General features: G+C 31.2%; 15 protein-coding genes. 6 read left to right on the top strand and 9 right to left on the bottom strand.

Annotated features, from left to right (window positions below; genetic code table 11):
* The first annotated feature begins 36 nt into the window (after window positions 1-36).
* The gene (locus ABWP78_RS02590; protein WP_353168709.1) at window positions 37-1,704 is read left to right on the top strand and encodes an amino acid permease; all 1,668 of its coding nucleotides are present in this window, start codon (window positions 37-39) and stop codon (window positions 1,702-1,704) included.
* Between the two features lie 16 nt (window positions 1,705-1,720).
* Entirely contained in the window at window positions 1,721-2,386 is a 666-nt protein-coding gene (locus tag ABWP78_RS02585; RefSeq protein WP_353168707.1) for a DUF2461 domain-containing protein, read from the top strand.
* A 60-nt stretch (window positions 2,387-2,446) separates the two neighbouring features.
* Here the strand turns inward: ABWP78_RS02585 and ABWP78_RS02580 are convergent, their stop codons facing one another.
* Window positions 2,447-4,612: an endonuclease MutS2 gene (locus ABWP78_RS02580; protein ID WP_353168704.1), complete on the bottom strand. Its 2,166-nt coding sequence runs from the start codon at window positions 4,610-4,612 to the stop codon at window positions 2,447-2,449.
* Window positions 4,613-4,678: 66 nt separating this feature from the next.
* Here ABWP78_RS02580 and ung point away from each other — a divergent pair, with 66 nt between their 5' ends.
* Window positions 4,679-5,350 (top strand): uracil-DNA glycosylase, encoded by a 672-nt coding sequence (gene ung / locus ABWP78_RS02575; RefSeq protein WP_353168702.1) that lies wholly within the window; start codon window positions 4,679-4,681, stop codon window positions 5,348-5,350.
* On the opposite strand, the gene ABWP78_RS02570 is transcribed toward ung, so the two are convergent.
* From ABWP78_RS02570 to tsaD, 8 genes are all read right to left on the bottom strand, one after another.
* On the bottom strand, window positions 5,322-6,290 hold the full coding sequence (locus ABWP78_RS02570) for a transglutaminase (protein ID WP_353168700.1): 969 nt from the start codon (window positions 6,288-6,290) through the stop codon (window positions 5,322-5,324). The genes ung and ABWP78_RS02570 overlap by 29 nt on opposite strands.
* A gap of 81 nt (window positions 6,291-6,371) precedes the next feature.
* The gene (locus tag ABWP78_RS02565) at window positions 6,372-7,223 is read right to left on the bottom strand and encodes a substrate-binding domain-containing protein (RefSeq protein WP_353168698.1); all 852 of its coding nucleotides are present in this window, start codon (window positions 7,221-7,223) and stop codon (window positions 6,372-6,374) included.
* Between the two features lie 57 nt (window positions 7,224-7,280).
* Window positions 7,281-8,147 (bottom strand): nucleoside phosphorylase, encoded by an 867-nt coding sequence (locus tag ABWP78_RS02560; RefSeq protein WP_353168696.1) that lies wholly within the window; start codon window positions 8,145-8,147, stop codon window positions 7,281-7,283.
* A gap of 27 nt (window positions 8,148-8,174) precedes the next feature.
* Entirely contained in the window at window positions 8,175-8,507 is a 333-nt protein-coding gene (locus ABWP78_RS02555; RefSeq protein WP_353168694.1) for a translation initiation factor, read from the bottom strand.
* 61 nt (window positions 8,508-8,568) lie between these two features.
* Complete coding sequence (locus tag ABWP78_RS02550; protein WP_353168691.1) at window positions 8,569-9,522, bottom strand: isopenicillin N synthase family dioxygenase; 954 nt, start codon at window positions 9,520-9,522, stop codon at window positions 8,569-8,571.
* Window positions 9,523-9,592: 70 nt separating this feature from the next.
* Window positions 9,593-10,234 carry a DUF4159 domain-containing protein gene (locus ABWP78_RS02545; protein ID WP_353168689.1) on the bottom strand — a complete coding sequence of 214 codons (642 nt, stop codon included), beginning with the start codon at window positions 10,232-10,234 and terminating at the stop codon, window positions 9,593-9,595.
* Window positions 10,227-10,931, bottom strand: a complete 705-nt coding sequence (locus ABWP78_RS02540; protein WP_353168687.1) for a 16S rRNA (uracil(1498)-N(3))-methyltransferase — start codon at window positions 10,929-10,931, stop codon at window positions 10,227-10,229. Before ABWP78_RS02540 ends, ABWP78_RS02545 begins: the two co-directional genes overlap by 8 nt.
* A gap of 4 nt (window positions 10,932-10,935) precedes the next feature.
* Window positions 10,936-11,970 (bottom strand): tRNA (adenosine(37)-N6)-threonylcarbamoyltransferase complex transferase subunit TsaD, encoded by a 1,035-nt coding sequence (gene tsaD, locus ABWP78_RS02535; RefSeq protein ID WP_353168684.1) that lies wholly within the window; start codon window positions 11,968-11,970, stop codon window positions 10,936-10,938.
* A gap of 74 nt (window positions 11,971-12,044) precedes the next feature.
* Between tsaD and ABWP78_RS02530 the strand changes: the two genes are divergently transcribed.
* The 3 genes from ABWP78_RS02530 to gap all read left to right on the top strand — a co-directional run bounded on the left by ABWP78_RS02530 (window position 12,045) and on the right by gap (window position 18,809).
* The gene (locus ABWP78_RS02530) at window positions 12,045-16,586 is read left to right on the top strand and encodes a translocation/assembly module TamB domain-containing protein (protein ID WP_502905451.1); all 4,542 of its coding nucleotides are present in this window, start codon (window positions 12,045-12,047) and stop codon (window positions 16,584-16,586) included.
* Between the two features lie 135 nt (window positions 16,587-16,721).
* Entirely contained in the window at window positions 16,722-17,708 is a 987-nt protein-coding gene (pfkA, locus tag ABWP78_RS02525; protein WP_353168681.1) for a 6-phosphofructokinase, read from the top strand.
* 90 nt (window positions 17,709-17,798) lie between these two features.
* On the top strand, window positions 17,799-18,809 hold the full coding sequence (gap, locus tag ABWP78_RS02520) for a type I glyceraldehyde-3-phosphate dehydrogenase (protein WP_353168679.1): 1,011 nt from the start codon (window positions 17,799-17,801) through the stop codon (window positions 18,807-18,809).
* The last annotated feature ends 7 nt before the right edge of the window (window positions 18,810-18,816 follow it).

Below are 18,816 nucleotides of genomic sequence, written 5' to 3'. Positions count from 1 at the left end.
TCTATATTTGCTTTGCTAACCAAAATACTTAATAAAATGAAAATTTTCAGAAAGAAATCAATTACAACAATATTGAAACAAGGCGGAGATGGTGATCATTCAGGTTTAAATAAAGTATTGTCAGTAAAAGATTTAACTTTTTTTGGAATAGCAGCTATTATTGGTGGAGGGACGTTTAGTGCTATCGGAAACGCGTGTTTTTCAGGCGGACCTGCCGTAGTACTTTTGTATATTATGTGTGCCTTTGCTTGTGGTTTTACAGCAATGTGTTACGCCGAATTTGCTTCTCGTGTGCCTGTTTCTGGTAGTGCATACACGTATGCTTACGTTTCTTTTGGAGAACTTTTTGCTTGGATAATTGGTTGGGCATTAATTATGGAGTATTCTATAGGTAATATTTATATTGCTTTTTCTTGGAGCGGTTATTTCACTAATTTATTAGAAAGTTTTGGAATTCATTTGCCAGAATGGTTAACAATTAACTATAAATCAGCACACGCCGCTTTTATAGCAAGTAAAGGCGACGAAGGATTAGCAGCGTGGAAAAACGCACCTATGTTAGGCAATTTGAAAGTAATTTTCGATTTACCAGCGGTGGTTATTAATATTTTAATTACCTATTTGGTCTACAGAGGCACAAAAGAATCTAAAAACTTTAGCAATGCTATGGTATATATAAAATTAGCAATAATTGTTTTAGTAATAATTGTAGGTGCTTTTTATGTAGATATTGATAATTGGACGCCTTTTATGCCAAATGGTTTTAGCGGAGTAATGGGCGGCGTTTCTGCTGTTTTCTTTGCTTATATTGGGTTTGATGCGGTTTCTACTTTAGCAGAAGAAAGTAAAAATCCACAACGCGATTTACCAAAAGGTATGATTTATTCTTTAGTAATTTGTACCGTAGTTTTTATAGTTTTAGCGCTTGTTATCACGGGTATGGTGTCTTATGAATTGTTAGGCGTAAGTGATCCATTAGCTGAAATATTTGCTTTAAAAGGCGTAAAATGGATGTTGTTTGTGGTTTCAATTGCTGCTGTTGTAGCTATGACAAGTGTGTTATTGGTATTTCAAATGGGACAACCAAGAATTTGGATGACGATGAGTCGTGATGGTTTAATGCCAAAACGTTTTTCAAAAATTCATCCAAAATACAAAACACCGAGTTTTGCTACTCTTGTTACGGGTTTAGTTGTTGGAATTCCAATCTTTTTTACTGATGAAAATTTTGTATTAGATTTTACAAGTATTGGAACTTTATTTGCTTTCGTATTAGTTTGTGGTGGCGTTTTAATGCTTTCTCCACAAAGTGAAGCCGAAATCGCAGAACGTGAAACCAAAGGAAAATTCAGAATTCCGTATGTGAATTCAAAGTTCATTTTTCCAGTATTAGTTGCTATTGCTACTATTTTAATCGTTAAATATGTACCGGATTTCTTTACTAATCTTTTCGATTTTTCTATTGATAAATTAGCTACAAATATTCCAATGTTGGTTTTTATACTTGTTTGTATAGTAATGACAATTTTATCGTTCACTAAAAACTTATCTTTAATTCCATTATTAGGGTTAATTTCTTGTAGTTATTTATTAACAGGAATGGCGGTTTCTAATTGGATGTGGTTTGGCGTTTGGTTGGTTATCGGATTGGTAATTTATTTTGCCTTCAGTTATAAAAACAGTAAACTAAACGATTCAATTTAATTTATAACGCCAACTTATGTTAACAAAATCAACTTTTGAATTTTTAGAGTTACTAAGCAAAAACAATAACCGCGATTGGTTTACCGAAAATAAAAAACGCTTTGAAACCGAAAATAATTTGGCAAAAGCTTTTTTTACAGAAGTCTTTACCGATTTAGAAAAGATAGATAGTTTAGAAAAAATGCAAGTGTTTAGAATTTATAGAGATGTGCGTTTTTCAAAAAATAAACTACCTTATAAAAATCATTTTTCTGTTGGATTTTCCAGAACTAAACCAATGCTTCGAGGTGGAATGTATTTACATATTGAAAACGAAGCAAGTTTTATAGGTGGCGGATTTTGGGAACCTAGCAACGAAGATTTATTGCGATTTAGAAAAGAATTAGAATTGGATGCTTCTGATTTAAGAGAAATTATCGCTGATGCAACTTTCAAAAAAATGTTTGGAACTTTGGAAGGTGAAGAGTTAAAAACCGCTCCAAAAAACTTTGACAAAACACATCCAAATATTGATTTAATTAGAAAAAAACAATATTTATTAACCAGAAAATTTTCAAACAAAGAAGTGATGTCACCAAATTTTAAAGAAGAAGTAATCGCCACTTTTGCAGCGATGCGACCTTTTTTCAATTATATGAGCGATGTGTTAACGACTGATTTAAATGGCGAGAGTTTATATTAATTTACCAACAGGTAAATTAATTCAAATATTGGCGCATTGACTAATTGTCAAATTGACACATTAACTAGGTTGTACGTATTCTAAACTTTCTAAATTAGTTTTTGAAATAAAAACACCATAGTTCACTGAAACTTTATTTTTTTCAATTTTTTCGATAGTTCCAATCGCTTTTCCGTCTTTCATACGAACTCTATCGCCAACTTTTAAAACTACAACAGGCTTTTCAGGAACCAATTTGGCTTTAATTTTATTTTCTTTTTTCTCGGTACGAATTTCTTCTACCTTAACGTTTACTTCAGCAATCACTTGTTTTACAACAACTTCTTTGATTTTTTTCTCTTTAGCTGATATTTTTTTACGTTTCGAATTTTCAATTTCAACTACTTTTAAAAATTCGCCAATTAATGTCTTTTTGTCTTTATTATTAAAATATTTTTCAGCAATATCATCAATTTTTTGTCCCATATAAATCAAACGCTGATTGGCGTCGTACAATTCCTGATAGCGTTCTAGTTTGTCCTGAATTTTAACATTTATGGTTTCCATTTTCTTGCTTTCCTCACGTGCTTTTGTTTCTTCTTCTTTTAAGGAAACAGACGTTTTCTCCATTTTCGAGCGTTCTTTTTGTAAAGTGGCAATAGTTTTATCAAATCGTACTTTTGTATTTTCAATTTTCTTTTTCGCACGATTAATTAATCCGTAAGGAATCCCATTTTTCTGAGCTACTTCAAAGGTAAACGAACTTCCTGGCTGTCCTAAATGTAATTTATACATCGGTTCCAATGATTTTTCATCAAATAACATATTGGCATTGCTGGCAAAAGGCAATTCGCTGGCTAATATTTTTAAATTGGTATAATGCGTCGTAATAATACCGTACGCTTCTCTGTCGTAAAATTCTTCTAAGAAAATTTCTGCTAAAGCACCACCCAATTCTGGATCAGAACCTGTACCAAATTCATCAATTAAAAACAAGGTTTTATCGTTACATTTTTTTAAGAAATAGTTCATATTCTTTAAACGATAACTGTATGTACTTAAATGATTCTCAATAGATTGGTTGTCACCAATATCGGTTAAAATTCTATCGAATAAAAACGTTTCACTACGTTCGTGAACTGGAATTAGCATACCGCATTGCAACATCAATTGCAATAAACCTATTGTTTTTAAGGAGATGGTTTTTCCACCAGCATTGGGACCTGAAATCACAATAATTCTATTTGTACTTTCTAATTCAATGGATTGAGGAAATGTGGGTTTGTTCTCTGCTTTATTATTTAAAAGCAAAATAGGATGGAAGGCTTCTCTAAAAAACAATCGCTTTTCTTCATTTATTTTGGGAAGTATTCCGTTAATTCGGTTGGCATATTTTGCTTTTGCAGCAATCACATCCATATCAGAAAGAAAATCCTGATACTGAGAAATTAAAGCTGCATAAGGACGAATGGTAGCGGAAAGCATACGTAATATGCGCATAATTTCTTCACGCTCTTCAAACTCTAAAACATTCAATTCTCGAGAATATTTTAACGTGGTTTCTGGTTCAATGTAGGCGATACTTCCAGTCTTTGAATTCCCTAAAATAGAACCTTTTACTTTTTTTCGATACATCGCTTGAACCGCCAAAACCCTACGATTATCAACAACGGTTTCCTTTATATCATCTAAATAGCCTAATGAATTGAAGTGCGATAAGGCCAATCCAAAACTTTGGTTGATTTTTCCTCGAACCACATTAATGCTTCGTCTAATATTCACTAAATCGGGCGACGCATCATCTTTAATTTCTCCAAATTTATTTACAATTTCTTCAATAGATTTTGTGATATATGGTGTAAATTCAATTTGAGTAGATTTTTTGAATAATTCTGGATAATAATCTGAAAATTTCTTTAAAAATTTTAAATACTCATTGGTAGATTTACTTAAATCTAATATTTTTTTAATAGCGACTAACTCCAAGAAACTATCTTCGATTGCTAATAGTTTTAAATCTGATGTAACCGTTTCAAAACCGTGATTTGGCAAAGCATTGTTATTACTAAAAGAAGCTACATATTCGTTGGTATAGGACAATTCTGCAAACAAAATTTCTTTGCTTTTAAATGGCTGAATCTGAAGCGCTTTTTCCATTCCAATTTCTGTATTGCAACGGTCAGAAATGGTTTGTAAAATAGTATGAAACTCTAAATCTTTTAGTGTTTTTTCAGTTATTGAAATCATTTTGAAATTCTATGATGATTGCAAAGTTACAAAAGATAAAGTTTTATATTTGTAAAAACTATAAATATGCTCTATGACAATATTGTTTTATCTTGGAAATCATTTTTCAATGATGAGATTCAAAAAGATTATTTTCAAAAACTAATGCAAGAAGTTGAAGATGAATATGAAACTTCTATTTGTTTTCCGCCAAAAGATTTAATTTTTAATGCATTTGAAAAATGTAATTTGAATGATTTAAAAGTTGTTATTATTGGTCAAGATCCATATCACGGAGATGGCGAAGCAAATGGCTTATGTTTTTCCGTAAATGATGGTATTAACATTCCACCTTCTTTAAAGAATATTTTCGCAGAAATTAATTCCGATTTTGATTCTATATTTTTACCAACAAACGGCAATTTAGAGCGTTGGGCACAACAAGGAATTTTACTTTTAAATGCCAGTTTAACAGTAAGAAAAGACGAAGCAAATAGTCACAAACACTTAAAGTGGAATATTTTTACAGATAGTTTAATTAATTATATATTAAATAATTGCGAAAATATTGTTTTTTTACTTTGGGGAAGTTTTGCACAAAAAAAAGGAATTAAAATTAACAGGGATAAACACCTTGTTTTGGAATGTGGACATCCATCGCCATTAAGTGCCAACAGAGGATTTTGGTTTGGAAATAAACATTTTAGTCAAACCAATTCGTATTTAAAATCTATTGGAAAAAACCAGATTGATTGGTAAGTTCAGGTTGTTGTAAATCTAAAATACTTAACACTTCTTCTCCTAAAAAGGGACCTCCAGGATAATGGGCGGTATAATCTAAATTTAACCAAATTTTTCCTTTTTCATAACGATGAAAATAAATTGTTTTTCCTTTTGAAATATCTTTAAAAATCTCATTACTAATTAGATACATGGCATTTTCTAGTTCTTTTTCAGTTCCTAATAAAACTTCTGGATACATGTGTTTTCCTGTATGAATTAGTCGCATACTTCCTCCAATAGATTTAATTGCGGCGCACATCAAAATGGCATGGTCATCACAATCACCTGAAAAATATAATAAACTTTCGCTTCCACTTGCAAAATATTCTTGTCCTTTCGGGTCGTTTACATAATTCCATCGGGAATTTATTTCTTTAAAAACTGCAAAATATTGAATCAGTTTTCGATTAATCGGATAATTAGGTGTGTCTTTAAAATGTGAATTAACAGCAAAAAGCGCAAAATTTCTGACTTTAGAACTGGAAAAATCAACACTTTCATACACGCGAGTTTTATTTGGAAATGGCTTTAATGTTTTTGATTCTAAATAGGTTTCTTCTTTTTGCATTTCATCACTTAAAAAAGCGATTTTATATGCTGTTAAAACTTGAAATAAAGAATAGTTTCCTTGTACAGAAGCAATCGAAAAAATGAGAAAATAAATTAAAATTGAATAGATGATCTTTTTACGTAACCATTTTAAAATCAGAATAAAGACAGTTATAAGAAATATAAAAACTGAAATTTTATCGTAGGGTATTTCTGCATCAAAATAATAAATATTTTTTCTAAAATAAATAAAAACAGGAATGCTAATTAAAAAAGATAAAATAAAGAATATAACATTTTCTCTAAGCCTATTTGCAATAAGCCAAGCGGATATTTTATCAAAAAAAGATTTTAGAAAAAATGTCATTTTTGTAATTCGTAAATTCGATTTTGTTTTGTATTCAAAAGTAGTTAAAAATGCGGTATCAAAATAAATTGATTCTTCTTTTTATATGTTTTTAACAAGTTGATGGAATGGTACTTTATTAGAAATAATACCTAAATCAAATAGTTTATTTTGAACGATTTGATAGGTTTTTTCATCTAAATTTTTTTGACTCCACTGGGTTTGTTGCAACCATTGTTGGATATCTTCTAATTTTTGATGATATCTTGTAGCAAGCGTTCTATCGATGCTTGGAATGTATTTGAATTCTTCTGTTGTGGTGTTAATTATTTTTAAAATTAAAGCAATTACAGCTTTGTTTTCCGCTAAAAATTCGTTTCTAACAGCTATTAAAAAACAAGGCCAAGGGGAGGGACATTCGCCCACACGTTTAAAAGTGCCATTGTCAACTAAAGGTTTTGTGGTAAATTTTTCCCACATAAAATAATCTGATTTCCCTTCAGAAAGACTTGCAACGGCACCATCTAAATTATTTACAATCTCAAAAGGTATATTTTTTGTATTCCAATTATTTTTTTCGGCATTTACAAAACACATTAAATGTGAACCAGAACCCATTCTGCTTATGGCGGAAACTTTATGTTCTAAATCAGCAACCGTAGTATATTCGGCTTTTCCATCTACATGAATTCCCCAAATTAAGGGTGATTTCACGAAAACTTGCACAATTGAACTGTGCGGATTTTCAGTTAGTTCTTTAATAATTCCTTCCGTTAAAATAATGGCAATATCCGTTTCATTATTTCGAAGCATTTGACACATTTTTCCTGTTCCTTCAGGTACCTCTGTCCATTGCAAATCGATTCCAGCTTCATTGAATTCACCATTTTCAATGCACATGTGCCATGGTAAATTAAAATGTTCGGGAACGCCAACTATTTTTACTTCTTTCATGTTTTGGGTATGGGGTTTTGGATGATGGGTTTAAGGGTTTATTTAATTTGGGCTGTTTTATCCTACCAATTTATCCAATGTATAAGCAATCAAGTCATTCACCGTTTTTTCTGGGTTCGAACTAAATTCGCCTACCGCTCTGTTTGCAATAATTGCATTTAATGACAAACAATTATGGCCTAATAATTTGCCTAAACCATATATTGCAGACGTTTCCATTTCTAAATTCGTCATGCGAGTACCGTTATAGTTGAACGTATCCATTTTATGATTTAATTTAGGATCCTGAATATTTAATCGGACTACACGACCTTGAGGTCCGTAAAATCCGCCAACAGTTCCAGTAAATCCTTTATAAAATTTTTCTGAATAGATTTTGTTCTCTAAGATTGCATCACACGATACCACAGTTGGTCTACCTTTTCTATTATCCCAATTGGTATGTAAAATAAAAGCATCTTCTAATTCCGAATCAGAATGTTCTTCAATTAAATAGGAGCGAAGCATGTTATCCAAACCAATTGCGTATTTACTCATTACCCAACTATCCACAGGGATATCAGCTTGTAACGAGCCAGAAGTTCCAATTCGAACGATATTTAATGCGGTATGGTTTGGTTTAAGTTCTCTTGTGTTTAAATCAATATTAACTAAGGCATCTAATTCATTCATGACTATATCAATATTGTCAGGACCTATTCCAGTTGATTGCACCGTAATACGTTTTCCTTTGTAAATACCTGTTTCGGTTTTAAATTCTCTTTTTTGTGTTGAAAATTCGACAGTTTCAAAGTGTTTCGTAATTTTTGATACACGTTCTGGATCGCCTACAAAAATAATATCAGCAGCAATATGTTCTGGCTTCAAATTTAAGTGATATACACTTCCGTCTGGATTTAATATTAATTCTGATGATTTTATCATGATTTTTTGTTTAAACTTGAAACAAATCTAACCTCCAACACGTTTGGTTTTAAAGCCTTTGTCTTGAAGCATTTTCATTATTTTATCTCTGTAATCGCCTTGAAGGATAATCGCACCGTCTTTAAAACTTCCACCCACACTTAATTTTGTTTTGATTTCTTTAGCAAGAACTTTAAAATCTTCGTCCGTTCCTTCGTAGCCTTCAATGATAGTGGTGGCTTTTCCTTTTCGTTTTTCATATTTACAAATCATAGGTTCTTTTTGAACATACAATTCATGTGGCATAACCTCTGTTTCTTCTGGTTCATTTGAAGGGACATGGTTTGGAAATAAGTTTTTTAGTTGGTCTTGTAAATCCATTTTTTTTTACGCAGATTAAACCGTATAGCAATAGCGAAACGTTAATTAAAACTGGTTTTTTTTATTTCTTAATCAATCCTAATTCTACCAAACGTTCGTGCAAAAATTCGCCAGCAGTAATGTTTTCAAAAAATTTTGGATTTTTTTCATCAACACATTCTGGTAAACAATCTAATTTCATATCACTTACCGGATGCATGAAAAAAGGAATGGAATATCGTGAAGTTCCCCATGATTCTCTTGGTGGATTTACCACTTGATGAATCGTAGATTTTAATCGGTTATTGGTATGACGTGCTAACATGTCTCCAACATTTATCATTAATTCATCCGGTTGTGCCATAGCATCAATCCATTGCCCATCGTGGTTTTGAACCTGAAGTCCTTTTCCTTGAGCACCCATTAATAAAGTAATCAGATTGATATCTCCATGCGCAGCAGCACGAACAGCACCATCTTTAGGCTCATCAGTAATTGGTGGATAATGTATTGGTCTTAATATGCTATTGCCTTCAGAAATGTAAGCATCAAAATAAAATTCATCCAATCCTATAAATAACGCCAAAGCGCGAAGTACGTATATTCCTGTTTTTTCTAACATTTGATACGCTTCTTTACCTGTGTCATTAAAATTAGGTAATTCTGAAACCGTTACATTTTCAGGGTATTCATTAGCGTATTTTGAATCCGAATCTACATATTGTCCAAAATGCCAAAATTCTTTTAAATCTCCAGCAGAACGACCTTTTGCATGTTCTTTTCCAAACGACACATAACCTCTTTGGCCTCCGATTCTTGGAATTTCATATTTTTCTTTTGCTTCAACAGGTAGAGTAAAGAAATTTCTAACTTCACTGTACAAATTTTCAACTAATTTGTCATCTAAAAAATGACCTTTTAACGCTACGAAACCAATTTCTTCGTAGGCTTTTCCGATTTCATCTACAAATTTTTGTTTACGTGTCGGGTCTTCCGACAGGAAATCACGTAAGTCTACACTAGGAATTTTTTGCATAATAAAAAGTTATTTGTTTTACGATTCAGATATTGAACAGAATTCTGGCTCTTACAAATATAAAAAAAAATTAGTTAGAAAACACATAATTTAGAATATTTGCGCCCATTTTTAAAGCTTTTTCTCTAACGTTTATTGGGTCGTTGTGCACTTCTTGATTTTCCCAACCGTCACCCAAATCACATTCAAAAGTGTATAAAAGCGCCAATCTATTTTCAATAAAAATACCAAACGCTTGCGGTTGTTTGTTGTCGTGTTCATGAATTTTTGGCAATCCGTTTGGAAAAGAATAAGGTGTTTGAAAAATAGGATGTGCTTTTGGGATTTCAACTAAAGCAGTATTTGGGAAGAGTTTTTTAATTTCTTTTCTAATATACTCGTCCATTCCGTAATTGTCATCAATGTGTAAAAAACCACCTGAATTTAAATAATTTTGAAGATTTTGAACATCGTTACTGCTGAAAACTACATTTCCGTGACCTGTCATGTGAACAAAAGGATACAAGTACAATTCAGCACTTCCAACATCAACGGAATTAACTTTAGGATTTAATTTAGTGTTGATATTTTGATTACAAAACTTCACTAAATTAGGTAAAGATGTAGGATTGGCATACCAATCGCCACCGCCAGAATATTTTAAAACAGCAATTTCTTGGGAAAATCCCAAGTTCCAAACTAGTAAAATTCCAAAAGTTATTAGTTTATTCATTTTGAATTACAATTGTATGACAAGCTACTAAAGCTGCAGTTTCCGTTCTTAATCTTGTGTTCCCCAAAGTTACAGGAATAAATTCATTTTCAATAGCCATTTTAATTTCTTTTGTAGAAAAATCACCTTCAGGTCCAATTAAAATTGTAACTTTTTCTTCTTTTTTAATTTCTTTACCAAAAGATTTTTTATCTGATTCTTCACAATGGGCAATAAATTTTTGACCTGAATGATTTTTTTTAAGAAATTCAGATAAAGTAATGGCTTCGTTTATTTTGGGTAAATAATACTGATTGGATTGTTTCGTTGCAGCTTGAATAATTTTTTCAGCTCTATCTATTTTATAGATTTTTCGTTCTGAATGTTCACAAATGATTGGCGTAATTTCATGAATACCAATCTCGGTAGCTTTTTCTAAAAACCATTCCATTCTGTCGAGCATTTTAGTTGGAGCTACAGCAATGTGTGTGTGAAATTTAGTGGGTTTAAAAAAGTGTTCTTCGTTGATTTTTACTTCACATTTTTTTTCTAATCCTAAAATTATTTCAGAAATAAATAAATAGCCTAATCCATTAGTAATATGTATTTTATGACCTTCTTGTTTTCGTAATACTTTGATAATATGTTTGCTTTCTTCTTTGTCAAAAGTAAACGTTTTATCTCCAGATTTTATTTCGGAATTATAGAATAATTGCATAGTTTTAAAATTCAATTCTTGCTTTAGAAACGACGTCAGCTGTACTGAAATTTTCTTCTAAAAAGTTATAATAACCTACAATTCCAATCATTGCAGCGTTATCTGTTGTGTATTCAAATTTTGGAATATATGTTTTCCAACCGTATTTTGATTCCGCTTCTTTTAACGTATTTCTTATACCTGAATTTGCTGAAACCCCACCTCCAATAGTAATTTGTGTAATACCAGTTTCAGACACAGCTAATTTTAACTTATCCATTAAAATTTCAATAATCGTATGTTGTATAGATGCACAAATGTCGTTTAAATTTTCAATAATAAAATGTTCGTTTTCTGCTAATTTTTTCTGAATAAAATATAAAATTTGTGTTTTGAGACCACTAAAACTAAAATTTAAACCTGCCACTTTTGGTTTGGTAAAAGCAAAGGCTTTCGGATTGCCTAATTGCGCGTATTTATCTATCAAAGGTCCGCCAGGATAGGGTAGACCTAATGTTTTAGCGCTTTTATCAAATGCTTCTCCAACGGCATCATCAGTAGTTTCGCCTATAATCTCCATTTCAAAAAAACTGGAAACTTTTACTATTTGTGTATGACCTCCAGATATGGTTAAAGCAATAAAAGGAAAAGCAGGTTTTTCATAGCCTTCTTCATCAATAAAATGCGCTAAAATATGGGCTTTCATGTGGTTAATTGCCACTAATGGAATACTTAAACCTAAACTTAACGATTTAGCAAAACTACCACCCACTAATAGTGAACCCATTAATCCAGGACCCTGAGTAAATGCAATGCAGTTTAAGTTTTCTTTTGTAATTCCAGCTTTTTTAATAGCCATTTCTACAACAGGAACAATATTTTGCTGGTGCGCTCTTGAAGCTAATTCGGGAACTACACCACCATATTCTTCATGTATTTTTTGTCCTGCCACAATATTGGTTAGTACTTTATCATTACATAAAACCGCCGCAGAGGTATCATCGCAAGAACTTTCAATAGCTAAAGTGTAAATGTTTTTCAAATTTGTGATACTAGGCATGAATTTTGGTATAAAAGTATAGTAAATGTCTTACAAAATTGCTTATTTTTGTTGCTATAAGCAAATAATAACAGATTTGTTTTGCAAAATTAAATAAATTAAATATTAAATCTATAAAAAAAATAGCGGTTCGTTCCTTAATTGGAATTTTGCTTTTTGTGCTTTTAGTAGCCATACTATTGGCCTTACCTTTTGTACAAACAAGGCTGGGAAAAATCGCTACTGATCAACTTAAAGAAGATTTTGGTGTAACTATTACTATTGAAAAAGTAGCGATTAATCCGTTTGGAGGGGTGAAATTAAAAGGTGTTTTAGCAAAGGATCATCATAACGACACGTTGTTACATTTTAATCGCATAAACACTTCAATTTTAAGTTATAAAAAATTATACGAAAACGGACATCCCTATTTAGGTGATTTACAAGCGGATGGATTAAATCTAAAAATCATTCAGTACAAGGGAGAAAAAGACACTAATTTAGATAAATTTGTTGCAGCTTTTGAAGACAATCCTCCAAAACCTTCTACTGGAAAATTTAGATTAAAAATAAATTCTATTTCTTTACAAAATAGCCGATTTAGATACATCGATAAAAATCTTACAAAACCTAAAGTTTTAGATTTTTCTAATTTAAATGGGCAATTAGACGATTTTTATGTAAAAGGCGCAAATGTTTTTGCCTATGTGTATAAAATGTCATTTAAAGATCATAGGGGTTTGATAATGAAAAACTTAACTTCAGATTTTACCTACACCAAAAAGAATATTTTATTAAATGAATTAATTTTAGAAACGGAAAACTCTTCGTTTAAAGGAAAAACAGAATTACGTTACGATAGAAAAGATTTTAAAGATTTCAATAATAAAGTAATTTTTGATTTGGATATCAAAGAAGGTAAAATTTCAAGTAACGACTTAAATTTTTTCTATCCTGAATTTGGTAAAAATCAGAAATTTTATATCGATTCTCATATTTTAGGAACACTAAACGACTTAAAATTTAATAACTTAGAGTTTAATGATTTAAATGACAGTGAAGTAGTTGGAAATCTTCAGTTAAAAAATATTTTTGGAAAAGGCAATCAGAAATTTTACTTAAAAGGAAGTTTCGACAGATTATCAGCCAGTCAAGCAAGTGTTAGTAAGCTTTTACCTAATCTGTTAGGGAAAAATTTACCTAAACAATTACAAAAACTGGGTAAAGTTGATTTGAAAGGGAAAGTAGAGCTTACTGAAAAATGGATTATTGCCGATGTGGATTTGTTTTCGAAATTAGGTCATGCACTGGGCGATTTTAAAATGGATAATATTGACACAATTGACCGTGCGACTTATATTGGGAAATTTCAGTTGGATAATTTTGATTTAGGTATATTTTTAGATGAAAAAGACTTAGGTCGTACATCTGTTAATGTTGATGTTGATGGAACCGGATTTTCTAAAAAATATTTGAATACCAAACTAAAAGGAAATGTAGGACAGTTTAAATATAATGGTTACACATATAAAAATATTGATATAAATGGTACGATGAAGATGCCATATTTTAAAGGACATTTTCATAGTAAAGATCCTAATTTATTGCTTACCTTCGATGGTTTAGTAGATTTAAGTAACAGAAAAAAAATATATGATTTTGATATCGATATTGAATACGCTAATCTTAAAAAAATAAATCTGTATACTAAAGATGCTACCTCTATTTTGGCTGGGTCAATAGTAATGCAGGCACAAGGAAATTCGTTAGATGATTTAGCCGGTACAATAAATTTGGAAAACATTTCCTACATCAACCCAATAAATAAGTATTATTTCGATTCGGCTTCAGTTACTTCAACTTTTGATAATCAAAACATTAGAACGGTTTCCTTTCTTTCGGCTGATATTATTGAGGGTCAAGTTGTAGGTAAATATCAAACAAAGCAACTTATAAAAATAGTTGAAAATGCTGTGGGTAGTTTGTATGCAAATTATTCATCACATAAATTATCCAAAAACCAATTTATAGATTTTGATTTTAAATTTTATAATAAAGCTTTAGAAGTATTTTATCCTGAAATTTCTATTGGAGAAAATACACGATTAAAAGGGAAAATAAATGCGGATGAAGGTTTGTTTCAGTTTGACTTTAATTCTCTATTTGTCAATGCTTTTGAAAATAAATTTAATGGTATTAAAATCGATATTGACAACAAAAACCCACTTTATAATACCTATATTGAATTAGATAGTTTAAATACTAAAAACTATAAAATATCCGAATTTAGTTTGATAAATTTGACGTTAAATGACACTTTGTATGCCAGAACCGAATTTAAAGGTGGTGAAAAAGGAGAAGATAAATTTGACTTAAACTTATATCATACCATTGATGAAAATAAACAATCTGTAGTTGGATTTAAAAAATCAGACATTACCTTCAAAAATTTCCAATGGTTTATTAACGAAAAGGAAACAACTGAAAACACTATTGTTTTTGATAAACAGTTTAAAAACTTTAATTTCAATCAATTAACCTTATCTCATAATAATCAATTCATTGATTTTAATGGAGAAATGAAAGGGGATACCTACAAAGATTTTAATTTTACTTTTAACGATGTTGATATTTCCAAAATCACACCCGATATTAAGAATTTAAGTCTTGGTGGTAAGCTAAATGGAAATTTAAAATACAAGCAAGATAACCTAATTTATGAACCGTCAACAAACTTAACGATAGACGGGTTAGTACTTAATGATAGTGAATTAGGCGATTTAAAATTAAAAGTTTTTGGAGATGAAACTTTTAAGATTTTTAATGTCGATGCTTCTATAATTAATGAAGATGAAGTAACATTTTCAACAACAGGAACTGTAGATATTGTTAACAATCAGACCGTTTTAAATTTAGAGGCAGTTTTTGATAACTTTAATATTAAACCAATTGGTGGCTTTTTAACGGGTATTTTGGATAATGTACGAGGAATGGCTAAAGGTAAAATTAATATTGTTGGAACTTTTGATAATCCCGAAGTAGATGGCGTTTTGTATCTAAATGACGCAGGTATACAAGTACCTTATTTAAATGTAGATTATGATTTCGATAAAGATTCAAAAATTGATTTAACCCAAGAAAAATTTATATTTAGAGATATTGATATTATCGATGTAAATGAAAAAACCAAAGGAATTTTAAGCGGAATCATTTCTCACGAAAAATTTGCAAATTGGGAAATGGATTTAAAAATAGCATCTGATAAACTATTGGTATTAGACACCAAAGATTCGGATGATGCTTATTATTTTGGAAAAGCATATTTTGATGGTTTTGCAACAATTGAAGGCCCTGTTGAAGCCTTAGTAATTAATGCAGAAGGAAAAACTGCCAAAGGAACTTCAATTAAAATTCCTGTAAACAGTTCGGAAAGCGTTAGCGAAAATGGCTTGGTACATTTTATTACTAGAGAAGAAAAATTCGGTACAAAAAACAGCATAATCAAACCAACCAAAACGTATAGAAGTATCGATTTGAATTTTAATTTTGCCATTACACCAAATGCAGAAATAGAAGTTATTTTAAATCGTGAAACCGGGCATTCTATGAAAGGAACGGGTAACGGATCGATGTTTATGAATATCAATACTTTAGGTAAATTTCAAATGACCGGCGACTTTATTGTCAACAAAGGAGAATATTTATTTAGATATGGGAGTTTAATTGATAAAAAATTTAGTGTAAAAAACGGCGGAACTATTAGTTGGGAGGGTGATCCTATGGGTGCTAAGTTAAATTTAGAAGCTGTAACTACAAATATTACAGCAAATCCAAATGTTTTGTTAGAAAACACCACTTTTAATAAAAAAATTCCAACAGAAGTAAGTATTTTAATTACTGGCGAACTAAACGCGCCTCAATCCGATTTCAATATCAATTTCCCAAATGTAAGTTCAGTTTTAAAAAGTGATTTGGATTATAAATTACAAGACAAAGATTTCAGACAAAGACAAGCTTTTGCATTATTAGCCACTGGAGGTTTTTTCGCGGATAAGGAAACTAATTATTTTGGTTCTTTATTTGAAAAAGCGAGTAGTATATTTGGAGATGTATTGTCTGATGGTGAAAATAAATTACAATTGGGCGTAAATTATCAATTAGGAAACAGACAACAAGAAATTTCTGATAGAGCGCTTGTTACTTTAACTACCCAAATTAATGATAAAATTAGTATTAACGGAAATGTAGGTGTCCCGTTAGGTGGTATTAATCAATCGTATGTTGTAGGAAATGTAGAAGTTGAAATGCGTTTAAATACAGATGGTACGTTAACCGCACACGTATTTAATAGAGAAAATGATTTAAATTCCAATACGATTGGGCAAAATATAGGTTATACGCAAGGTTTAGGGTTGTCGTATCGTGTAGATTTTGACGATTTTAAAGAGTTGTTACACAAGTTATTCAAATCCCAAAAAGTGAAAGATAATTTAAATAAACCTGCAAGTGAATCTGATGATTCAGAAACCAATCTAGAGTTTATTAACTTTATCGATGAAACCCGAAGACGACAAATTAAAGAAGAGAAAAAACTCGATCCTAAGAATCGAGTTCCAGATAGTAACGATATGAATTAAATCAAGATTTTTTGTTAATTATTTAAAATTTATTAACGAAAACGTTTGAAAATAACATTATGATAAAAAATAAGTCATTTTTTAGTAAAATATGTAATTTCCTTTTTTAATTTTACAAATAATACAGTATTAAATATGTCAACAGCGATTAAAAAAATTGGAGTATTAACTTCAGGCGGAGATTCGCCAGGAATGAATGCAGCTATTAGAGCCGTTGTTCGTGCTTGTGCTTATTATAATATTGAGTGTGTTGGAATTTACCGTGGCTACCAAGGTATGATTGAAGGCGACTTTAAACCTATGGGACCCCGAGATGTAAAAAACATCATCAATAAAGGTGGCACTATTTTAAAAACAGCGCGTTCAAAAGATTTTATGACTATTGAAGGAAGAAAAAAGGCATACAATAATTTAAAAGCCAATGGCGTAGATTCACTAGTTGTAATTGGTGGCGATGGAACGTTTACAGGTGCTGAAAAGTTTAATGAAGAATTTGGTTTTTCTGTAATTGGAATTCCAGGTACAATTGACAATGATATTTTTGGAACCAGTCATACTTTAGGATATGATACCGCATTGAATACAGTTGTGGATTGTATTGATAAAATTCGTGATACAGCCAATTCACACAACCGTTTGTTTTTTGTTGAAGTAATGGGTAGAGATGCCGGACATATTGCGTTAAATGCTGGAATTGGAGCAGGAGCAGAGGAAATATTAATTCCAGAAGAAGCTTTTGGTTTAGACCGATTGGTAGATTCTTTGAAAAAAAGTAAAGAATCAGGAAAAACGTCAAGTATAGTAGTAGTTTCTGAAGGTGATAAAATTGGTAAAAACGTTTTTGAACTTAAAGATTTTGTGGAAGAAAATATGCCAGAATATGACGTACGTGTTTCGGTGCTTGGACATATGCAACGAGGAGGATCACCTTCTTGTTTTGATAGGGTTTTAGCTTCTAGATTAGGAGTAAAAGCTGTGGAAAGTTTATTGGAAGGTAAATCTAATTATATGGTTGGAATACAATACGACAAAATTTGTCTAACACCTTTAGAACAAGCCATTAAAGGACAAAGTGAAATAGATTTAGAACTTGTTAAAGTTTCGGACATTGTTTCATCATAAGTAAAATAGAAAAATATATTCCATAGGAATAAAACATTTATAATCATTAACTAACAACTGGTTCCTACGGAATCAAATATTTAAAAGAATATGTCAACAGTAAAAATAGGAATTAACGGATTTGGTAGAATTGGTAGAATTGTTTTCAGAGAAACATACAACAGAGACAATGTTGAAGTTGTAGCCATTAACGATTTATTAGACGTAGATCATTTGGCGTATTTATTAAAATACGATTCTGTACATGGTCGTTTTTCTGGAAAAGTAGAAGTTAAAGATGGAAAATTATACGTTAATGATAAATACATTCGTGTAACTGCAGAAAGAGATCCAGCTCAAATTAAATGGGATGAAGCTGGAGTAAACGCCGATGTGGTGGCAGAATGTACTGGTTTTTTTACAACTAAAGAAACAGCAAACGCACATATTGTAGGTGGTGCAAAAAAAGTAATTATTTCAGCACCTTCAGCAGACGCACCAATGTTTGTAATGGGAGTAAACCATGAAAAAGCAACTGCTGCAGATACTGTTGTTTCTAATGCATCATGTACTACCAACTGTTTGGCTCCTTTAGCAAAAGTAATTCACGATAATTTCGGAATTGTAGAAGGGTTAATGACAACAGTTCATGCTTCTACTTCAACTCAAATGGTAGCAGACGGTCCTTCCAAAAAAGATTGGCGAGGTGGTCGTGCCGCTTCGGTGAATATAATTCCATCTTCAACAGGAGCTGCAAAAGCAGTAGGACAGGTAATTCCAGATTTAAATGGAAAATTAACAGGAATGTCTATGCGTGTGCCAACTGTTGATGTTTCTGTAGTAGATTTAACAGTAAAATTAGCTAAGGAAACTACGTATGCAGAAATTATGAGTGTATTGAAACATGCTTCTGAAACGTCAATGAAAGGTATTTTAGGATATACAGAAGATTTAGTTGTTTCTCAAGATTTCGTATCAGATACACGTACTTCAATCGTAGATGCTAATGCTGGAATTGGTTTAAATTCAACTTTCTTTAAATTGGTTTCTTGGTACGATAACGAATACGGATATTCTTCTAAATTAATCGATTTAGCAGTACATATCAATGCTATAAAATAAAAATAAA

The sequence above is a fragment of the Flavobacterium sp. genome (genome assembly GCF_040402955.1).
Taxonomy (GTDB): domain Bacteria; phylum Bacteroidota; class Bacteroidia; order Flavobacteriales; family Flavobacteriaceae; genus Flavobacterium.
The sequence above is the reverse complement of the archived record's forward strand: the minus strand, read 5'-3'. Positions and strand labels throughout refer to the sequence as shown.